Origin of the sequence: Rhizobacter sp. AJA081-3 (assembly GCF_017795745.1) — a bacterium.
Taxonomy (GTDB): Bacteria; Pseudomonadota; Gammaproteobacteria; order Burkholderiales; family Burkholderiaceae_C; genus Piscinibacter.
Genome location: NZ_CP059067.1, coordinates 1,459,688 through 1,479,294 on the forward strand (window position 1 = coordinate 1,459,688; position 19,607 = coordinate 1,479,294).

The following is a 19,607-nucleotide window of genomic DNA, read 5'->3' on the forward strand; positions in this document are numbered from 1 at the left end:
CGCCTCAGGCCACGCGGCCGAACCAGGCCACCGACAGCGCCGCGGCGGCGGCCACGAGCAGCGCGCCGAAGACGGCGAAGAGCGCGCTGATCTCGGTCTCCTTCTTCTCGACCACGAGCCGCGTCGACAGGCCCTGGTAGACCTTCTTCAGGTCTTCGGCGGTGCCGGCGTAAAAGTAGTCGGCTCGCGTCAGGTTGGCCACCGCCTTGAGTGCGTCTTCGTCGAGGCGCACGCGCATCGACCAGCCCTCGAAGCCGATGGTCTCTCCGTCCTTGGTGCCGATGCCCACGGTGTAGACGCGCACGCCGCGCTCGGCGGCCATCTTGGCGGCCTCCAGCGGGTCGGGGCCGGTGGTGCGCTGGCCGTCGGTGAGCATGATGATCGCGGCAGAGCTGAACGATCCCGGCTCGACCGGCGTGAACTCCGGCTTGGGCTTGTCGTTGGGGCCGGGCGGCATGGCCTTCTGGCCGGTGATCTGCGACAGGTCGATGCCGGCCTCCGGGAAGATCGTCGCCAGCGACAGCACGATGCCGCTGCCGGTGGCGGTGCCGCGCTGCAGCTGGAAGCGGTCGATCGCGGCGTAGACGTCGTCGCGGCTGTGCGTGGGCGGCTGCACCACGGCGGCGGTGCCGGCGAACTGCACCACCGCCACGCGCACGCTGCGCGGCAATTCGGCGACGAAGGCCTTGGCCGCGGCCTGCGAGGCCACCAGCCGGTTGGGCTGCACGTCGGCCGCGCGCATGCTGCCCGATACGTCCATCGCCAGCACGATGGTCTCCTGCTGCGAGGGCAGGGTGATCACCGCGGCTGGCCGCGCCGAGGCGAGCAGCAGCACGATCACGGCCAGCAGCAGCAGCGCAGGCGGCACGTGGCGGCGCCACGCGGCGCTCTTGCCCATGGCCTGCTTGACCAGTGCCAGGTTGGCATAACGCAGCGCCGTTTTCTTGCGCCGGCGCAGCAGCCAGACGTAGCCGCCGACCAGCAGCGGCACCGCCAGCAGCAGCCACAGCATCGTCGGCCAGATGAAGTTCAGCGGGATGGCGCCTTTCATGACGCGGCACTCCGCGGCTCTGTCTTCAGCACGCCCAGGTGCGACGGTGCGCCACCGCCGGCCGCCAGCCGGCTGCGCTGGCGGCGCAGGTCGGCGAAACGCAGGATGGCGTCGAGCAGGTCGTCATCGGTGGCCAGCTCCAGCGTGTCGACGCCGGCCTGGGCGAGCGAAGACAGCAGCGCCGCCTCGCGCGCCTGGGCCGCGGCCGCGAAGCGCGCGCGGAAACCGGCATCGTGGGTGTCCACCAGCAGCTGCTCGCCGGTCTCGGCGTCGCGCATCGTCACCAGGCCGATGTCGGGCAACTCCATCTCCAGCGGGTCGTACAGGCGCACGGCGGTCACGTCATGGCGGCGCGAAAGCTGCGCCAGCGCCTCTTCCCAGCCGGGCGGGCTGATGAAGTCGGACACCACGAAGATCGTGCTGCGCCGCTTGACGATGCGCTGCCCGGCCAGCAGCAGCTCGCGCAGCTGCGTGGAGCCAGCGGCCGATTCGGCCGGCCGTTTCGCCATGCGCTGCAGCAGGTGCAACACGTGGAGGCGGCCGGCGCGCGCCGGGATCACCGTGTCGACTTCCGTGCCGTAGAGCAACGCGCCGACGCGGTTGCCGTGGCGCGTGAGCAGCCGCGACAGCACGCCGACGAACTCGCGCGCCACTCCGCGCTTGGCGCGCAGGTCGGAGCCGAAGTCGACGCTGGCGCTGAGGTCGACGAGGAACCAGGCGGCCAGCTCGCGGTCTTCGGTGAACTGGCGCACGTAGGGCTGCTGCAAGCGCGCCGTCACGTTCCAGTCGATGTGGCGCACGTCGTCGTGGTACTGGTACTCGCGCAGGTCGGCCAGGTCGATGCCGGCGCCGCGCAGCAACGTGCGGTAGTCGCCCTGCAGCAGGCCGTCGAGGCGGCGGATCACCGTCCACTCGAGGCGCTTGAGCAGGGCCTCGGAGTCGGCCGCTTCAGTTCTTTCCGGAACCGGATTCATGGGGCGCAAGCGGCTTGTCGGGTGGGGGAATCTTCTGCATCACCTGTCGGATGACCTGGTCGGCACTCAGGCCGTCGGCCAGCGCCTCGTAGCTGAGCACGAGGCGGTGGCGCATCACGTCGCCGACCAGGCCGGTCATGTCTTCCGGCAGCGCGTAGCTGCGCCCGCGCATGTAGGCCAGCGCGCGGGCGCCTTCGATCAGGCCAATGGTGGCGCGCGGGCTGGCACCGAAGCTGATGTACTTGGCGATGTCGTTCAGGCCGTACTGTGCCGGGCGCCGCGTGGCGCTGACCAGCTTGACGGCGTACTGCATCAGGGAGGGGTCGACGTAGACCTTGCGGCATTCCTGCTGCAGTTCGGCGAGCTGGCCCATGCTGGCCACCGCCGACACCTGCACCGGCGTGCCGGTGACACGCTGCGCGACGACGAACTCCTCTTCCTCGCTCGGGTAGTCGACCAGCACCTTCATCATGAAGCGGTCGACCTGCGCCTCGGGCAGCGGATAGGTGCCCTCCGTCTCGATCGGGTTCTGCGTGGCCATCACGAGGAAGGGATCGGGCACCTTGTGCGAGACGCCGGCGATGGTCACCTGACGCTCCTGCATGACCTCGAGCAGCGCGCTCTGCACCTTGGCCGGTGCGCGGTTGATCTCGTCGGCCAGCAGCAGGTTGGTGAACACCGGGCCGAGCGAGGTGTCGAACTCGCCGGTCTTCGGGCTGTAGATGCGCGTGCCCACCAGGTCGGCCGGCACCAGGTCGGGGGTGAACTGGATGCGCTTGAACTGGCCGCGCATGGTCTGCGCCAGGGTCTTGACGGTGAGCGTCTTGGCCAAGCCGGGCACGCCCTCGACGAGCAGGTGGCCGTTGCTGAGCATGGCCACCATCACGCGCTCGAGGAACTGGTCCTGGCCGACGACGACGCGCTTGACCTCGTAGAGCACCCGCTCCATCAGCGTGGCGGCATCGCCGCCGGTGGGGGAAGAATCCATGGAACTCCTGCTCAGAACGGCGGCATGCCGGCACCGGCGGCGGCGTTCTCGATCGGCACGGCGAAGCCGATGCCCACGAACACGCGCTGCTTGGTCGGGTTGAGGATGGCGGTGACGACGCCGACGACTTCGCCTTCCATCGTCACCAGCGGCCCGCCGGAGTTGCCCGGATTGGCCGCGGCGTCGAACTGGATCAGGTTGGTCAGCACGCGTTCGCCCTCGGGCGAGCGGAACTCGCGCTTCAGCCCGGAGACCACGCCTTCCGAGGCGGAGGGCCCGATGCCGAACGGAAAGCCCACCGCCATCACGCGGTCGCCCGGGTTCAGGTCGCCGGTGCCGCGCATTGTGGCCGGGTGCAGGTCGTCGGGAATCTTCACCGCGCGCAGCACGGCGAGGTCGTGCTCGGGCATCACGCTGATCAGCCGGGCTTCCGTCTCCAGGCCGTCCATGAAGGTGACCTTCACCTTCTCGGCGCCGAGCACCACGTGCAGGTTGGTCAGGATGGTGCCGTTGTCGACGATGACCACGCCGGTGCCCACGCCACGTTCCTGCATGCCGGGCTCGGCGCTGCTCTCGCTCTTCGGCCGGGCGTCGCGAGCTTCCTTGGCGGCCTTGGCTTCGCGTGGCGGATCGCCGCTGTCGCGCTCGTAGCCGACCACGCGCACCACCGACGGGATGATCTTGTCGTAGGCGCGTGCTGCGGCCGAGACGAGCGGCTTTTCCTCGATCGACTTGCGCACCAGATGATCGATCTGCTCGAAGGTGAGCACCGGCGGGCCCTTGGGCGCCACGCGCCACAGCAGTGCGGTGACCACCAGCAGCAGCACCGCGAGCGCCCACAGCCGGCGTTCATGGCGGCGCACGAAACCCGCCAGTCGCTGGCGCGCCGGTGCCGGCGCGGCGGATTCGACCGGCTCGGGCGGCGGCGGGGTCGGTGCCGCCACGCCCCGGCGTGAACGGCTGTACAGCGGTGCCTTCTTCATCGGCTGCTCCGGCGCAGCGAGCGCGGTTCGGGATGCGCTGCAACAGTAGCACGTCGGCCATGACCTGTCACAGGCAGGGCATGATGCGCGCCGTGTGGACAGACACTCATTGCCATCTCGACGCGCCCGAGTTCGACGCCGACCGCGACGCGGTGGTGGCGCGCGCGTTGGCGGCCGGCGTGACCCGCCTGGTCATCCCGGCGGTGGCGATGGCGCATTTCGAGGCCACGCGCACGCTGGCGCACCGGCACGGCTTCGCCTACGCGCTGGGCATCCACCCGCTGTTCGTCGACCGTGCCGAGGACGCCGACCTGGAGCGGCTCGACCAGGCGCTGGTCGACGCGCGCGACGACCCGCGCCTGGTGGCGGTGGGCGAGATCGGCCTCGATCATTTCGTGCCCGGCCTGGACCGCGTGCGCCAGGAGCGCTTCTACGTCGAGCAGCTCAAGCTGGCGCGCCGCCACGGCCTGCCGGTGATCCTGCACGTGCGGCGATCGGCCGACGCACTGCTCAAGCAACTGCGCCGCATCGAGGTGCCCGGCGGCATCGCGCACGCCTTCAACGGCAGCGCGCAGCAGGCGCTGGCCTTTGTCGGCCTGGGCCTGCGCCTGGGCTTCGGCGGCGCCGCGACCTTCGACCGCGCGCTGCAGATCCGCGAGCTGGCGCGCAGCCTGCCGCTGGAGGCGCTGGTGGTGGAGACCGATGCACCCGACATTCCGCCGCACTGGCTGTACCGCACCGCCGGGCAGCGCGCGGCGGGCGAGGTGGCGCGCAACGAGCCGGCCGAGCTGCCGCGCATTGGCGCCGTGCTCGCCGGCCTGCGCGCGATGCCGTTGGAGGAGTTCGCGCGCGCCAGCGGTGCGAACGCGCAGGCCGCGCTGCCGAGGCTGGCGTCGTGAGTGAGACTTTGCAGGGCCTGCCGCCGGTGATCGGCCGCGCGACGCGGCTGGTGGTGCTGGGCAGCTTCCCGGGCGTGGCCTCGCTGCGGGCGCAGCAGTACTACGCCCATCCGCGCAACCAGTTCTGGCCGCTGCTTTCGGCGCTGTGGGGCGTCGACCTCGTCGCCATGCCCTATCGTTCGCGCCTGGCCGAGGTGAAGCGCCGCGGCCTGGGCATCTGGGATGTCTACGCGAGCTGCCGCCGCGAGGGCAGCCTGGACAGCGCCATCGAGGCCGCCGTGCCCAACGACCTGGCGGGCCTGCGCCGCCGCGCGCCGCGGCTGGAGGCGGTGGCCCACAACGGCGGCGAGTCGGCGCGGGCGATGGCGGTGACACGCACGCTCGGCGTGCCGGTGCTGCGCCTGCCTTCCACCAGCCCGGCCAATGCGAGCTGGAGTTTCGAACGCAAGCTGGCGGCCTGGCGCGACGCCTTCGCCGCCCATGGACTGGCCTGACCCCGAATGATGACGACGAAGAAGAAGTCCGAACCCGAGCTGGCCCCGGCCACCATCTCCGAATTCGACGGCGTGCGCTACCTGCACCTGGGCACGCCCTGGGTGCAGGGGGCGATGAACCTGAAGAAGCCGGCCGCGCTGGAGCTGGAGTACATCCAGCGCATGATGGCCTGGATGCTGCTGCGCCCGGCCGCGGAGCTGGCGCGCGGCCATTCGGTGCAGCTCGGCCTGGGCGCCGGTGCCATCACGCGCTTCACGCAGGGCGTGATGAAAATGAAGACCACGGTGGTGGAACTCAACCCGACCGTCATCGGCGTGAACCGCGCCTTCTTCCGCCTGCCGGCCGAGGGCGCACGCTTCCAGGTGCTGGAGATGGATGCGCAGCACTACGTCGACGAGGTCGCCGAGCCCGGCTCGGTCGACGTGCTCTGCGTAGACCTGTACGACCACGAGGCCGCCAGCCCGGTGCTCGACAGCGCGGCCTTCTACCGCGGCTGCGCCCGCATGCTCGCCGAGGGTGGCGTGATGAGCGTGAACCTGTTCGGCCGCGATGCCAGCTTCGTGCGCAGCGCCCGGCGCATCGCCGCGGCCTTCGAGGGCGGCGCGGTGATTTCGCTGCAGCCCACGCGCGAGGGCAACACCGTGGTGCTGGCGATCAAGCAAGGCACCGTGCCCGAGCGTGACGAACTCGTCCAACGCGCGCAACAGATCGACACGCGGTACGGCTTGCCGGCGCGAAAATGGCTGCGCATGATCCGCCCGCTGCCGGCTGAACCCTCCGAGACCGCATGAACGCTGCTGCTCCCCTGCTCGAGACCCCGCACGTCGGGCCGCTGGACTGGCGGGTGCTGCTGCGCTGGCTGCGCAAGGACGGACTCATCGACGAGGAGGCCTCGCGCGCCACCGAGAAGCGCTTCCACGGTGCCGACAGCCGCCAGCACCCGCTGGTGCGCCTGGGCAGCCTGAACCTCGTGCGGGCCAAGGATCCGGGCAAGGGCAAGCCGCTGGACGTGGAGGCGCTGACCGAATGGCTGGCCGATCGCGTCAAGCTGCCCTACCTGCGCATCGACCCGCTGAAGGTCGACGTCGGCCGCGTCGCCGAGGTGATGTCGATCAGCTACGCCGAGCGGCGCCGCGCGCTGCCCATCACCGTGGGCCTGCGCGACGTCACCGTCGCCACCTGCGAGCCCTGCGACACTGCCTGGGTGGCCGAGATCGAGGCGCACACCGGCAAGCCGATCAGGCTGGTGGTCGTCAACCCGCTCGAGCTGCAGAAGTACACCACCGAGTTCTACAGCCTGTCGCGCTCGGTGCGCGCGGCCATCAAGTCGGGCGAGACCTCCACGCTGGCCAGCTTCGAGCAGCTGGTCGAGCTCGGCCGCAGCAACAAGCAGCTCGACGCCAACGACCAGGGCGTGGTGCAGGTGGTCGACTGGCTGTGGCAGTACGCCTTCGACCAGCGCGCGTCGGACATCCACCTCGAGCCGCGCCGCGAACGCAGCGTGATCCGCTTTCGCATCGACGGCGTGATGCACAACGTCTACCAGGTGCCGCTGGGCGTGCTCAATGCGATGATCGCGCGCGTCAAGCTGCTCGGCCGCATGGACGTGGTCGAGAAGCGCCGCCCGCTGGACGGCCGCATCAAGACGCGCAACCCGGGCGGCGACGAGGTCGAGATGCGCCTGTCGACGCTGCCCACGGCGTTCGGCGAAAAGATGGTGATGCGCATCTTCGACCCCGACACCACCGTCAAGCCGCTCGACGCGCTGGGCTTCGGCGCGCACGACGGCAAGCGCTGGGAGGAGATGGTGACGCGGCCGCACGGCATCATCCTCGTCACCGGCCCGACCGGTTCGGGCAAGACCACCACGCTGTACTCGACGCTGCGCCGGCTGGCCACTGACGAGGTGAACGTCTGCACGATCGAGGACCCGATCGAGATGATCCAGCCCTCGTTCAACCAGACGCAGGTGCAGAGCAACATCGACCTGGGCTTCGCCGAAGGGCTGCGCGCGCTGATGCGCCAGGACCCGGACATCATCATGGTCGGCGAGATCCGCGACCTCGAGACCGCCGAGATGGCCATCCAGGCCGCGCTCACCGGCCACTTGGTCTTCAGCACGCTGCACACCAACGATTCGGTGTCTGCCATCACCCGGCTCGAGGACCTGGGCGTGCCTCCCTACCTGATCGGCGCCACGGTGATCGGCGTGCTCGCGCAGCGGCTGGTGCGCACGCTGTGCGTGGCATGCAAGCAGCCCGACGATGCCCTGTCGCGCGAGGCGCTGGGCGAGTTCGTCAAGCCCTGGCGCCTCACCGGCGCGGTGCGGCCCTACAAGCCGGTGGGCTGCCTCGAATGCCGCATGACCGGCTACCGCGGACGTGCCGGGTTGTACGAACTGCTCACCATCGGCGACGTGGCGCGCGAATGCATCTCGCCGGCGACCGACATGCCGCGTTTGCGCAAGCAGGCGCTGCAGGACGGCCTGCGGCCGCTGCGCGTGGCCGGGGCGATGAAGGTGGCAGAGGGCGTGACCACCATGGACGAAGTGCTTCGCGCGACGCCCGGCTGGGAGTGAGCTGACGCCTGCGCGACAAGGCTCGCGCCGCTACGTGTAAACCACACAGGTTGGTCGGGCATCGCTGCCTAGAATCCTTCGAAGCATTGCAGCTCCCGGAGGAGACACAGGTGAAGATCAAGAGCCAGCGCGATTTCTGGTCGGGCCTCATGTTCGTGGCCATCGGCCTGGGCTTTGCATGGGGTGCGACGAACTACAGCTTCGGCCAGTCGGCCCGTCCCGGCCCGGGTTACTTTCCCTTCGGCCTGGGCGTCCTGATGGCCATTCTCGGCGGCGTGGTTCTCTTCAAGGCCCTGACCATCGAGTCCGAAGGCGGCGACCCGATCGGCGACATCGCCTGGAAGCCGCTGGGCTTCATCGTCGGCACCGTGGTGGTATTCGGATGGACCTTGCCGCACCTGGGCCTGGTCATCGCGCTGCCGGCTCTGGTCATCATCGCTGCGTTGGCCGGCGACGAGTTCCACTGGGGCGAGGCGATCGCCAATGCCGCGCTGCTCACCATCGGCTGCTGGCTCATCTTCATCGTCGGCCTCAAGCTGACGATCCCGCTGTGGCCGGCGTTCATCGGCTGAGGACCACGACATGGACCTGCTCTCCAATCTCGCACTCGGCTTCGGTGTCGCCTTTACCGCGCAGAACCTGCTGTACGCCTTCGGCGGCGCGCTGCTGGGCACCCTGATCGGCGTGCTGCCCGGCCTCGGCCCGGTGGCCACCATCGCGATGCTGCTGCCCTCGATTTACGCGCTCGACGCCACGCCGGCGCTGATCATGCTCGCCGGCATCTACTACGGTGCGCAGTACGGCGGCTCGACCACCGCCATCCTGATCAACGTGCCAGGGGAATCGAGTTCGGTGGTGACCGCCATCGACGGCTACCAGATGGCCCGCCAGGGCCGCGCCGGCGCGGCACTCGCTGCCGCGGGCCTGGGCTCGTTCTTCGCGGGCTGCGTGGGCACGATCATCATCGCTGCCTTCGCGCCGCCGCTGACCGAACTGGCCTTCAAGTTCGGCCCGGCCGAGTACTTCTCGCTGATGGTGCTGGGCCTGATCGGTGCCGTGGTGCTGGCCTCCGGGTCGCTGGTCAAGGCGATCGCGATGATCCTGCTGGGCCTGCTGCTCGGCCAGATCAACACCGACGTCATCTCCGGCACGCCGCGCTACAGCTTCGACATTCCCGAACTGACCGACGGCATCGGCTTCGTCGCCATCGCCATGGGCGTGTTCGGCTTCGGCGAGATCATCGCCAACCTGGGCAAGCCCGCCGAGCACCGCGAGGTGTTCACGAAGGACGTCAAGGGCCTGTGGCCGACCAAGCAGGACTTCAAGGATGCGTTCCCTGCGGTGCTGCGCGGCACGGCGCTGGGCTCGATCCTCGGCGTGCTGCCGGGGGGCGGTGCGCTGCTGGCGGCGTTTGCGGCCTACACGGTCGAGAAGAAGGTGGCCGGCGCCAGCGGCCGCTTCGGCAAGGGCGACATCCGTGGTGTCGCTGGCCCCGAGTCGGCCAACAACGCCGGTGCGCAGACTTCGTTCATCCCGATGCTCACACTGGGCATCCCGCCCAACGCCGTGATGGCGCTGATGGTCGGCGCGATGACGATCAAGGGCATCCAGCCCGGCCCGCAGGTGATGACGAGCAACCCGCAGCTGTTCTGGGGCCTGATCGCTTCGATGTGGGTGGGCAACCTGATGCTGGTGATCCTGAACCTGCCGCTGATCGGCATCTGGATCAAGCTGCTGACCGTGCCGTACCGCTTCCTGTTTCCGGCCATCATGTCGTTCTGCTGCATCGGCCTGTACACGCTGAACAACAACGCCTTCGACGTCTACATGGGCGCCGGCTTCGCGGTGGTGGGCTACATCTTCTACAAGCTGTCGTGCGAGCCCGCACCGCTGTTGCTGGGCTTCATCCTCGGCCCCATGATGGAAGAAAACCTGCGCCGCGCGCTGCTGCTGTCGCGCGGCGACTGGGGCACCTTCTTCACGCGGCCGCTGTCGGCCGGCCTGCTCGTGGCCGCGGCATTGATGATCGTGGTGGTGATGTTGCCGTCGATCCAGAGCAAGCGCGACGAAGCCTTCCAGGATGCGGATTGAACTTGAGTCACTGAACGACGAACCCCGCTGCGGCGGGGTTCGTCTTTTGGCACAGTCTCTTCTCGGCCCGCGATGAGCAGCACCGCTCCCCCCTCTTCGCTGGCCCCGTTGCGCGGGCCGGTTTTCCGCATGCTCTGGCTGGCCTGGCTGGCTGCCAACGTGACGATGTGGATGAACGACGTGGCGGCGGCCTGGCTGATGACCTCGCTGACCGACAGCCCGGTGATGGTGGCGCTGGTGCAGGCGGCTTCCACGCTGCCGGTGTTCGTGCTCGGCCTGCCCAGCGGCGCGCTGGCCGACATCGTCGACCGGCGCCGCTACTTCGCCGTCACGCAGCTGTGGGTGGCCAGCGTGGCCGTGGTGCTGTGTGCCTGCTCGATCGCCGATCTGCTGACTGCGCCGCTGCTGCTGGCGTTGACCTTTGCCAACGGCATCGGCATGGCGATGCGCTGGCCGGTGTTCGCCGCCATCGTGCCCGAGGTGGTGCCGCGTCACGAGCTGCCGGCGGCGCTGGCGCTCAACGGCGTGGCGATGAACATGTCGCGCGTGATCGGCCCGGTGGTGGCCGGCGCGCTGCTGGCCGGCGCCGGCAGCGCTTTCGTGTTCGCGCTCAACGCCGTGCTGTCGATCGGCGCCTTCATGCTGATCCTGCGCTGGAAGTCGCAGCGCAAGGTCAGCGCGCTGCCCGGCGAGCGTTTCGTCGGTGCCATGCGCGTGGGCCTGCAGCACGTCATGCAGTCGCCGCGCATGCGCAACGTGCTGATCCGCATCTTCCTTTTCTTCCTGCAGTCGACCTCGCTGACCGCGCTGTTGCCCCTGGTGGCGCGCGGCATCCACGGCGGCGGCGCCGGCACCTTCACGCTGCTGCTGGCGGCCATGGGCAGCGGCGCGGTGGCCGCAGCGCTGTACCTGCCGCGGCTGCGCCAGGCCATCGGCCGCGACCAGTTCGTGCGCTGGGGCACCGGCGTGCACGCGCTGGCGGCGGTGGCCGTGGTGTTCTCGCCCTCGCTGTGGCTGGCCGTGCCGGCCATGGCGGTGGCCGGCATGGCCTGGATCGCCACGGCCAACTCGCTGACGCTGGCCGCGCAGATGGCCTTGCCCAACTGGGTGCGCGCGCGCGGCATGTCGATCTACCAGATGGCACTGATGGGCGGCAGCGCGGCCGGTGCGGCGCTGTGGGGCCAGGTGGCGAGTCTGAGCAGCGTGCCGGCGAGCATCGTCGCCGCCGCGGTTGTCGGCCCGCTGGTGCTGCTGATCACGCGCAAGCTCTCCGTCGACGGCGGCGAGGACGAAGACCACAGCCCCGCCCGTCCAGGCAGCGCCGCGCCGGCGCCGCTCGTCGAGCCGCAGCCCGACGAGGGGCCGGTGATGGTGACGGTGGAGTACCTCATCGACCCGTCGCGCGCCGCCGATTTCATCGAGATCATGGAGCAGACGCGGCGCGCCCGGCTGCGACAGGGGGCGCTGTCCTGGGGCCTGTTCCGCGACCCGGCCATTCCCGGCCGCTATCTCGAGTACTTCCTCGACGAGACCTGGGTCGAGCACCTGCGCCGGCTCGAGCGCTTCACCGCGTCCGATGTCGGCCTGCGCGAACGGCGCTTGGCCTTCCACCTCGGCGACGAGCCGCCGAGGGTGCAGCGCTTCCTCGGTGAGGCGGTGGTCTAGCGTCGCCCACATAATCGGTGCAGGGAGGTCGATCGATGCAATCCGTGCACCCCTTGCGGGAGACTCTGCACCACGAGGTGCATGCGCGTCCGTACGAGCGCATGAATGCGCCGCTGCTGCTGTCGCACATCGCGCTGGTGGGCAACGCCGGCGGCGCCGAACGCGAGCACGTGGCCAGGCTGCTGCAATCGCGGCAGCTGGCGGTGCCCGCCGACGGCGCGAGCCACCTCAGTGCCGACATCGGCGGCCTGCGCCTGCGCTGGGAAAAGCACGGCGAGTTTCACACCTGCACCTTCTGGAAGCAGCTCGCCGAGGTGCCCGAGGGGTTCGACCACCTGCCGATCGACGACGTGCCGCTCGAGTGGCGCCACGGCCTGCCGGGCGAGTGGCTGGTGGGCCTGCACGTGCTCGTCAAGCCGGCCGTCACGCCGCGCCACGAGGTGCCCCCGCTGGTACGCAGCATGCTCCATGAAGACAGCCTGGTCGGCGCGCGCGTGATGGACGGCTCGGCCGATGTCTACACCGACTTCCGCCTCTACGGTGACGGCTTCGCGCGCTGGGTGGTGGTGGCCGGCGACATGACGCCGCGGCGCCTGGGCCGCCTCGTGCAGCGCCTGCAGGAGATCGAGACCTACCGGATGATGGCGTTGCTCGGCCTGCCGGTGGCGCGCGAGGTCGGCGGCGCATTGGTCGGGGCCGAACGCGACCTCGCCGACGTGGCCGAGCGCATCCGCACCGCCAGCCCCGACGACGAGCAGGAACTGCTGCGCCAGCTCACCCAGCTGGCCGCGCGTGTCGAGGGTCTTTACGCCCGCACGCATGCGCGCTTCTCGGCGAGCGCCGCCTACTTCGAGCTGGTGCAGCGGCGCATCGACGAACTGCGCGAGGAGCGCGTGCACAACCTGCAGACGGTGCGCGAGTTCATGGACCGCCGGCTGCTGCCCGCCATGCAGACCTGCGCCTGGGCCGGGCGCCGCCTGCAGGCACTGTCGGAGCGCATCTCGCGCGTCTCGAACCTGCTGCGCACCCGCGTCGAGATCGAGCAGCAGCAAAGCAGCCGCGAACTGCTCGACGCGATGAACCGCCGCCAGAAGGCGCAGTTGCTGCTGCAAAGCGCGGTCGAGGGCTTCTCGGTGGCGGCCGTCACCTACTACGGCGCCGGGCTGGTGGGCTACGCCGCCAAGGGTGCCAAGTCGGCCGGCTGGAACGTCTCGCCCGACCTCGCGGTCGCCATCAGCATCCCGCTCATCGCCCTGGCGGTCTGGTTCGGCGTGCGCCGGCTGCACCGCGAGGCGCATGCCGCCGCCCACCGTGATTCGGAGAGTTTTCGATGACATCGTCTTTCGACTGGAGCGCCGGCTACCCCAGCCAGCGCCTGCCGGTATTCGGCCGCAACATCGTGGCCACCTCGCACCCGCTGGCCGCGCAGGCCGGGCTGCGCATGCTCGCTGCGGGCGGCAACGCCGTCGATGCGGCGATCGCCGCGGCGGCGGCGATGACCATCGTCGAGCCCTGCAGCAATGGCCTGGGCTCCGATGCCTTCGCGATCCTGTGGGACGGCAAGAAGCTGCACGGCCTGAACGCCAGCGGCTGCGCGCCGCAGGCCTGGACGCCGGGCTACTTCCGAGGCAAGTACGGCGAAGACGCGCGCACGCCGCCCAAGCGCGGCTGGGACAGCGTCACCGTGCCCGGCGCGGTGTCGGCGTGGATGGCGCTCTCCGAGAAGTTCGGCAAGCTGCCCTTCGCCGACCTCATGGCGCCGGCCATCGAGATCGCCGAACGTGGCTACGCCGTGCCGGTGGTGGTGCGGCAGAAGTGGGCCGCCGCGGCGGCGCTGCCCGAATTGACCGACCAGCCCGGATTCGCGCAGGCCTTTCTGCCGCATGCGCGCGCGCCGCAGGTCGGTGAACTGTTCCGCTTCCACGAGGCGGCGCGCACGCTCAAGCTGATCGCGCAGACGAAGGGCGAGGCCTTCTATCGCGGCGAGGTGGCGCAGGCCATCGAGAAGCACGCGCGCGCGCACGGCGGCGCCCTGCGCGCGGCTGACCTCGCCGCCTACCGGCCCGAGTGGGTCGAGCCCCTCGCCAAGCGCTACGCCGGGCACACGCTGCACGAGATCCCGCCGAACGGGCAGGGCATCGCCGCGCTGATCGCGCTGGGCATCCTGTCGAACTTCGACCTGCAGGGCCTGAAGGCCGACAGCACCGAGGTGCAACACCTGCAGGTCGAGGCGATGAAGCTCGCCTTCGCCGACACCTACCGCTACGTGTCGGACCCGGCCTCGATGGAGCACACGCCGGCGCAGATGCTCGACGACGCCTACCTCGCCTCGCGCGCGAGGCTGATCGACCGGAACAAGGCGCAGGACTTCGGCGCCGGCAACCCGGTCAAGGGCGGCACGATCTACCTCACCGCGGTGGACGAGCGCGGCATGATGATCAGCTTCATCCAGAGCAACTACATGGGCTTCGGCTCGGGCGTGGTGGTGCCGGGCTACGGCGTGTCGCTGCAGAACCGCGGCCACGGCTTCAGCCTGCGGCCGACCAGCCCGAACGTGGTGGCGCCGGGCAAGAAGCCCTTCCACACCATCATCCCGGCCTTCCTGACGAAGAACGGGTTGCCGCAGATGAGCTTCGGCGTGATGGGCGGCAACATGCAGCCGCAGGGCCACCTGCAGACGCTGGTACGCATGCTCGACTTCCGGCAGGAGCCGCAGGCCGCCTGCGACGCGCCGCGCTGGCGCTTCAACCACGGCCTGTCGATCAACGTCGAGGCGACCATGCCGACGTCCACCCGCGAGGGCCTGCGCGCGCTCGGCCACCAGGTCGAGTCTTTCCAGGACAGCTACCAGGACTTCGGTGCCGGGCAATTCATCTGGCGCCTGGGCGACCCGGCGGTCGAGGGCTACGTGGCCGCCAGCGACCCGAGGCGCGACGGCCTGGCCGCGGCGTTCTAGGCGTCCGGCGTCAGACGGGGTCGAGCGTGGTCATCGGCGTCCAGTACCAGCTGCCGCCCTGGCCCAGGCCGAGCTGGCCAAAGCGATTGTCGCCCCAGCAGTAGATTCGGTTGTCGGTGCCGATCGCACAGCTGTGCTGGAAACCGCTGGCGATGGCGCGGTAGCTGCGCCCGCCGGCCACCGGCTGCGGCCCGCGGAACACGTCCGACGCAGCGTTGCCGAGCTGGCCCCAGTAGCCATTGCCCCAGCACGAAGCCAGGCCGTTCGGGTCGAGCGCGCAAGCATGGTTCCAACCCGTGGCAACGCCGGCGAGCGCCATCGCCACGCCGACCGTCTGCGGAACGTAGGTTGCCGAGAAGCTCTGCCCGCTGCCGAGCTGGCCGTATTGATTCAGGCCCGTACATTGCACTTGGCCATTGATCTGGTCGGCGCAGGTGAAGTCGCCCTGAGTCTGCAGCCGGGCGACTGCGGTGCCCAGCGACGAGTTGAACGCGAACGGCACGGCGCCAGACCAGGCGTTCCAGTCCACGCCCGACTGGCCGTACTGGTTCTGGCCCCAGCAATAGGCGCCTCGATAGCTGTTGACGACATACAGAGCGCAGGCATGCGCGCGCCCGACACTGACCGACTGAAAGCTGGCATTCGTGCTCAACTGCAGTGGCAGCGCCGCGCTGCCGGCAATGGAGCCCCAGCAGAACAGGCCCTCGGGCGAGGTGCCGCATGTCGAGGTTTCGCCGGCGCTGATCGTGTGGAACTGGTGGCCGCCGGAGACCGGGAACGGCGTCGGCCTCACGCTGTACGGATCTGGCGCATTGCCGAGCTGACCGTGGCTGTCGCTGCCCCAGCACCAGGCGGCACCCGCGGAATCGATCGCGCAGGAATGGGCAGCACCCGCCTCGACCTGGCGGCCGGTCATCACGTATCTGGGCCGGGCGACGCAGGCCACCCCGCCGCACAGCTGGGTGCTCTCGAAGCCGATCTGGCCCTGGTCGTTGCGGCCCCAGCAGTAGGTCTTGCCGTTGAGCTTGCGCGCGCAAGTGTGGTTCAGCCCTGCGCTGATCTCGACGAAGGACTCGGGATCGGGCAGCGGGAGCGGCCTGATGACGATGGGCCGGATGATCTGTGCCCCGGCGGCGGCACAAGCCAGCGCAAGCAGCGCGCCCAGCAACCAGCGGGCAGGACGGATGGTGATGGTCATGGAGCTCTCCCTCGGGTGCGGCATCCGGGACGGGCTTTGCCACCGGGGATGCCGCGACCGGGGGCGCCGCGTGAGCGAGAGGTCGGTCACGCGCTGTCAATCTAGAGGGCGCGACGTTAGGAAGCCGTTATGCACTGCGCCGGCGTATAGACTGGCGAACATCGCGACGGAACAGATGGACGCCTTCATGAATGAGCTCACGTGCGTCATCGCCGAAGGCGCCCGGCTCATGGGCATGGCCAAGTAGGGTGGGGGCGTCTCAGGCAAGGGATGTCCGCCTCGCCCACGCGCTGCTCTTCATCGCGCCGGCGCTGTGGAGCGTCAACTACCTGGTGGCGCGCTGGGCGCCGGGTGTGATCGCGCCGCATGCACTGGCGCTGGGCCGATGGGTGGTGGCGGCAGGGGTGCTGGCGCTGTTCTGCCACCGCGAGATCGCTGCCAAGCGGCAGTTCATCCGAGGCGAGGCGCTCCATTTCCTGATCCTTGGCGCGTTGGGCATGTGGGTCTGCGGCGCCTTCGTCTACATCGGCGGACGCAGCACGGCAGCGGTGAACATCGGGCTGCTCTATGCGGCCTCGCCGGTGCTCATCGCGTTGTTCTCGGCGATCTGGTTGCGTGAGCGCTTCGGCGTGCTGCAGGGGCTGGGTGTCGCGCTCGCGCTGGCCGGCGTGCTGCACGTGCTGGTGCGCGGCCAGTGGGGCCGGCTCGCCGAAGTGCGGCTGAACCCGGGCGACCTGTGGATCGCCGTGGCGGTGGTCTGCTGGACGGCCTACTCGCTGCTGCTGCGCGCCTGGCCCTCGGCCTTCTCGCCGGTGGCGCGGCTCACGCTGGTGGCCTGCGGCGGCATCGTCGTGCTGCTTCCGTTCACGTTGTGGGAGGCCTGGTTCTGGCTGCCCAGCGAACTCTCCTGGCGCAGCGCGGGCCTGGTGCTGGCCGCCGCGCTGATCCCCGGGGCCGCGGCCTACGGCGCCTATTCGATCATGCAGCGCACGCTCGGCGCAGCGCGGGTCTCGGTGGTGCTCTATCTCGGCCCGCTGTACAGCGCGCTGATCGGCTGGGCGGTGCTGGGCGAGCGCATCGAGCCCTTCCACGCCCTCGGCGCCCTGATGATCCTGCCGGGCATCTGGCTGTCCAGCCGTCACTGAGGCGGCACCGGCGTGACGGCGCGCACGCTTGCGCGCCCCCTGAATGCGCCCTGCCAGCCTAGAATTTCTTCGTCGAATCAATGCCTTGGCCGGACTGCACGCATGTCGAACGCACCTCTCGAATTCCGCCCCTCCGGGACGATCGACTTCGAGCATGTCGAGATCCGGACCGAAGTGGCTTCTCCCGTCGCCACGCCCGCGGCAGCGCCGGTCGACGACAAGATCGACACCGACCCGCTGTCGATCAACTTCGAGCGCGAGAAGACCGTCAAGCCGACCGCTGCCGAGCGCATGCTGGCCGGGCCGACGATCGACTGGCTGATCGCCTTCCCGTTCGAGTCCCGTCCGAAGGCGCTGTGCGAGCGGTTTCCGCATGTCGCGAACCGGCTGGCCAGGGGCTGGGCCGACAAGGCGGTTTCGGCGCAGAGCCTGCGACTGCTCGTCGACGACAAGCGCTGGGGCAGCGCCGGCTTCCCCGCCCAGGTGCTCACGGAACTGCAGCGCCTCGCCGCGGCACTGGCCACCGCGACCTGAGCTGCGCGCATGCGCCGGAGCAGACACATCCTGTGTCACCTTTCTGGTGCACTGTGAACCTGAGTTGAACGGGCCTGCGCTCGCGGGCTGGCCTTGACAGGCATCAACACCGTCATTTCTGAGTGAATACCCGCAGTTCTGCCGGCTGAACGCCGTCGCGGAATGGCTCTTGCCTTGGCGGGCTCGGCAGTCCGTGTTTCCTCACCCTCCAATGGCGTGACCGTGCGCCCCTGAGTGGCGTGGCGACGCGCGTTGCCGCGACGTGTGCGTTGCAGGCAGTCGGAGCAGCGTGGCTTCGCTCGTTCGCGCGCGTCGTCGGCGCGCGCGTGCCCTTCATCGAAAAGATCGAGGAGACTCAGAATGACTGTGCTGATTGCATTGGCAGTTTCGATCGGGTTGTTGGCCGTTGTCGCGACATGGGTGTTCCTGGGGCCGCTGGCGGCATTCCAGATGCAGATCTGGCAGGCCTTCATCGCCTGGGCCTGCTTCTTCCACAGCGGAGGCAAGACGGAGGGTCTGACCAAGACCATCGTGTGCATGAGCTTCGGTGCGGTGGTGGGCATGCTGTCGGTGATGCTGGCCGGACAACTCGGCGCGCTGGGTGCCTTCGCAGCGCCCGTGGCGGTGGGCATCGGCGCGGCGGCGATCGTGCTGGCTGCGCACATCGGCGTGCTCTCCACCATCCCGGCCTGCGTCTACGGCTTCGCGTCGGTCGCCGGGCTCATCCTGCTCAAGGGCCTGGCACCGGTGGACGCGATCGTGCCGACCATCGCCTCGATCGTGCTGGGCGCCGTCTTCGGCTGGCTGTCGGAGATGCTCGGCGGCAAGCTGACCAAGGCCGCCTGATGAACGCAGCGGCGGCGCCAGCCGCCGCTTCCTGGCCCGTGCCGCTCACATGAAGCGCGAGGCCAGCTCCTTCATGATCTCGTTGGTGCCGCCGTAGATGCGCTGGACGCGCGCATCGGTGTAGAGCTCGGCGATCGGGTACTCGCTCATGTAGCCGTAGCCGCCGAACAGCTGCAGGCACTCATCCATCACCTTGCCCTGCTGCTCGGTGACCCAGTACTTGAGCAGCGCCGCGCGGTCCACGCCGAGCTCGCCCTTCAGGTGCGAGACCATCGCTGCGTCGACCATCGCGCGCGCCGCCAGCACCGTGGCCTGCACCTCGGCGAGCTTGAAGCGCGTGTTCTGGAAGCTCCAGATCGGTTTGCCGAAGGCCTGGCGTTCCTTGGTGTAGGCCACCGTCTCGGCCAGCGCGCGCTCCATCGCGCCGATGCCGCCCAGCGCCACGATCAGCCGCTCCTGCGGCAGCTGCTGCATCAGCTGGATGAAGCCCTGGCCCTCGGCACCGCCGAGCAGGTTGGCCGCCGGCACGCGAACCTCGTCGAAGAAAAGCTCGGCAGTGTCCTGCGACTTCAGGCCGATCTTGTCGAGCAGCCGGCCGCGGCGGAAGCCTGGGGACTGCTCGGTCTCCACCACCAGCAGCGACATCCCCTTGGCCCCCTCGCCGCCGGTCTTGCACGCCACGATGATCAGGTTCGCGTTGCCGCCGTTGGTGATGAAGGTCTTCTGGCCGCTGAGAACGTAGTGATCACCGTCGCGCCGCGCGCTCGTGCGGATCGCCTGCAGGTCGGAGCCGGTGCCCGGCTCGGTCATCGCGATGGCGGTGATGAACTCGCCGGTGGCCATCTTCGGCAGCCAGCGCTGCTTCTGTGCCTCGCTGCCGTAGTGCAGCAGGTAGGGGGCGACGATGCCCGAATGCAGCCCGCCGCCGAAGCCGCCGAGGTTGGCGCGGGCCGCCTCGAGAATGATCACCGCGTCGTGGCCGAAATCGCCACCGCCGCCTCCGTAGGCCTCGGGCATGGCGGCGCACAGCAGCCCTTGCGCGCCGGCCTCGCGCCACACCTCGGGTCCCAGGCGGCCGGCCGCCCGCCATTCGGCCGCGCGCGGCACCCAGCGCTCGGTCAGGAAGCGGCGCACCGCGTCTTCCAGTGCGCGGTGCTCGTCGTTCATCCAGGCCGAGGGGAAGTTGGCAATCGCCATGGTCGGG

General features: G+C 69.6%; 18 protein-coding genes. 12 read left to right on the forward strand and 6 right to left on the reverse strand.

Annotated elements, in window-relative coordinates; translation table 11 throughout:
• Window positions 1-4 precede the first annotated feature (4 nt).
• Genes HZ992_RS07000 through HZ992_RS07015 form a run of 4 tightly spaced genes read right to left on the reverse strand, consistent with a single transcriptional unit; the run spans window position 5 to window position 3,996 of the window.
• Window positions 5-1,033 carry a VWA domain-containing protein gene (locus HZ992_RS07000; protein ID WP_209387074.1) on the reverse strand — a complete coding sequence of 343 codons (1,029 nt, stop codon included), beginning with the start codon at window positions 1,031-1,033 and terminating at the stop codon, window positions 5-7.
• A gap of 14 nt (window positions 1,034-1,047) precedes the next feature.
• Window positions 1,048-2,025 (reverse strand): DUF58 domain-containing protein, encoded by a 978-nt coding sequence (locus tag HZ992_RS07005; RefSeq protein ID WP_209385950.1) that lies wholly within the window; start codon window positions 2,023-2,025, stop codon window positions 1,048-1,050.
• Entirely contained in the window at window positions 2,000-3,013 is a 1,014-nt protein-coding gene (locus tag HZ992_RS07010; protein WP_209385951.1) for an AAA family ATPase, read from the reverse strand. The genes HZ992_RS07005 and HZ992_RS07010 overlap by 26 nt, the downstream gene beginning before the upstream one ends.
• Window positions 3,014-3,024: 11 nt before the next feature.
• Window positions 3,025-3,996, reverse strand: a complete 972-nt coding sequence (locus HZ992_RS07015) for a S1C family serine protease (protein WP_209385952.1) — start codon at window positions 3,994-3,996, stop codon at window positions 3,025-3,027.
• Between the two features lie 59 nt (window positions 3,997-4,055).
• Here HZ992_RS07015 and HZ992_RS07020 point away from each other — a divergent pair, with 59 nt between their 5' ends.
• The 9 genes from HZ992_RS07020 (at window position 4,056) to HZ992_RS07060 (ending at window position 14,680) form a co-directional block, all read left to right on the forward strand.
• Window positions 4,056-4,895 carry a TatD family hydrolase gene (locus tag HZ992_RS07020; protein WP_245213380.1) on the forward strand — a complete coding sequence of 280 codons (840 nt, stop codon included), beginning with the start codon at window positions 4,056-4,058 and terminating at the stop codon, window positions 4,893-4,895.
• Entirely contained in the window at window positions 4,892-5,389 is a 498-nt protein-coding gene (locus HZ992_RS07025) for a DNA-deoxyinosine glycosylase (protein WP_209385953.1), read from the forward strand. The genes HZ992_RS07020 and HZ992_RS07025 overlap by 4 nt, the downstream gene beginning before the upstream one ends.
• A gap of 9 nt (window positions 5,390-5,398) precedes the next feature.
• Window positions 5,399-6,181 carry a spermine/spermidine synthase domain-containing protein gene (locus tag HZ992_RS07030; protein WP_209385954.1) on the forward strand — a complete coding sequence of 261 codons (783 nt, stop codon included), beginning with the start codon at window positions 5,399-5,401 and terminating at the stop codon, window positions 6,179-6,181.
• Window positions 6,178-7,968: a GspE/PulE family protein gene (locus HZ992_RS07035; RefSeq protein WP_209385955.1), complete on the forward strand. Its 1,791-nt coding sequence runs from the start codon at window positions 6,178-6,180 to the stop codon at window positions 7,966-7,968. Before HZ992_RS07030 ends, HZ992_RS07035 begins: the two co-directional genes overlap by 4 nt.
• A 110-nt stretch (window positions 7,969-8,078) precedes the next feature.
• Window positions 8,079-8,540, forward strand: coding sequence for a tripartite tricarboxylate transporter TctB family protein (locus HZ992_RS07040; protein ID WP_209385956.1), 462 nt, complete (start codon window positions 8,079-8,081; stop codon window positions 8,538-8,540).
• Window positions 8,541-8,550: 10 nt separating this feature from the next.
• Complete coding sequence (locus tag HZ992_RS07045) at window positions 8,551-10,059, forward strand: tripartite tricarboxylate transporter permease (RefSeq protein WP_209385957.1); 1,509 nt, start codon at window positions 8,551-8,553, stop codon at window positions 10,057-10,059.
• 72 nt (window positions 10,060-10,131) lie between these two features.
• The gene (locus tag HZ992_RS07050; RefSeq protein ID WP_209385958.1) at window positions 10,132-11,724 is read left to right on the forward strand and encodes an MFS transporter; all 1,593 of its coding nucleotides are present in this window, start codon (window positions 10,132-10,134) and stop codon (window positions 11,722-11,724) included.
• A 35-nt stretch (window positions 11,725-11,759) separates the two neighbouring features.
• Complete coding sequence (locus HZ992_RS07055) at window positions 11,760-13,058, forward strand: DUF3422 family protein (RefSeq protein ID WP_209385959.1); 1,299 nt, start codon at window positions 11,760-11,762, stop codon at window positions 13,056-13,058.
• Window positions 13,055-14,680, forward strand: a complete 1,626-nt coding sequence (locus HZ992_RS07060) for a gamma-glutamyltransferase family protein (protein ID WP_209385960.1) — start codon at window positions 13,055-13,057, stop codon at window positions 14,678-14,680. The genes HZ992_RS07055 and HZ992_RS07060 overlap by 4 nt, the downstream gene beginning before the upstream one ends.
• A 10-nt stretch (window positions 14,681-14,690) precedes the next feature.
• Here the strand turns inward: HZ992_RS07060 and HZ992_RS07065 are convergent, their stop codons facing one another.
• The gene (locus tag HZ992_RS07065) at window positions 14,691-15,878 is read right to left on the reverse strand and encodes an RCC1 domain-containing protein (protein ID WP_209385961.1); all 1,188 of its coding nucleotides are present in this window, start codon (window positions 15,876-15,878) and stop codon (window positions 14,691-14,693) included.
• 248 nt (window positions 15,879-16,126) lie between these two features.
• On the opposite strand from HZ992_RS07065, the gene HZ992_RS07070 reads away from it, so the two are divergent.
• The 3 genes from HZ992_RS07070 to HZ992_RS07080 all read left to right on the forward strand — a co-directional run bounded on the left by HZ992_RS07070 (window position 16,127) and on the right by HZ992_RS07080 (window position 18,403).
• A complete protein-coding gene (locus HZ992_RS07070; RefSeq protein ID WP_245213381.1) occupies window positions 16,127-17,023 on the forward strand; it encodes a DMT family transporter in 897 nt (298 codons plus the stop codon).
• A gap of 102 nt (window positions 17,024-17,125) precedes the next feature.
• On the forward strand, window positions 17,126-17,557 hold the full coding sequence (locus HZ992_RS07075; RefSeq protein WP_209385963.1) for a hypothetical protein: 432 nt from the start codon (window positions 17,126-17,128) through the stop codon (window positions 17,555-17,557).
• 360 nt (window positions 17,558-17,917) lie between these two features.
• On the forward strand, window positions 17,918-18,403 hold the full coding sequence (locus HZ992_RS07080; protein WP_209385964.1) for a DUF1097 domain-containing protein: 486 nt from the start codon (window positions 17,918-17,920) through the stop codon (window positions 18,401-18,403).
• Between the two features lie 45 nt (window positions 18,404-18,448).
• Here the strand turns inward: HZ992_RS07080 and HZ992_RS07085 are convergent, their stop codons facing one another.
• On the reverse strand, window positions 18,449-19,600 hold the full coding sequence (locus HZ992_RS07085) for an acyl-CoA dehydrogenase family protein (protein ID WP_209385965.1): 1,152 nt from the start codon (window positions 19,598-19,600) through the stop codon (window positions 18,449-18,451).
• Window positions 19,601-19,607 lie beyond the last annotated feature (7 nt).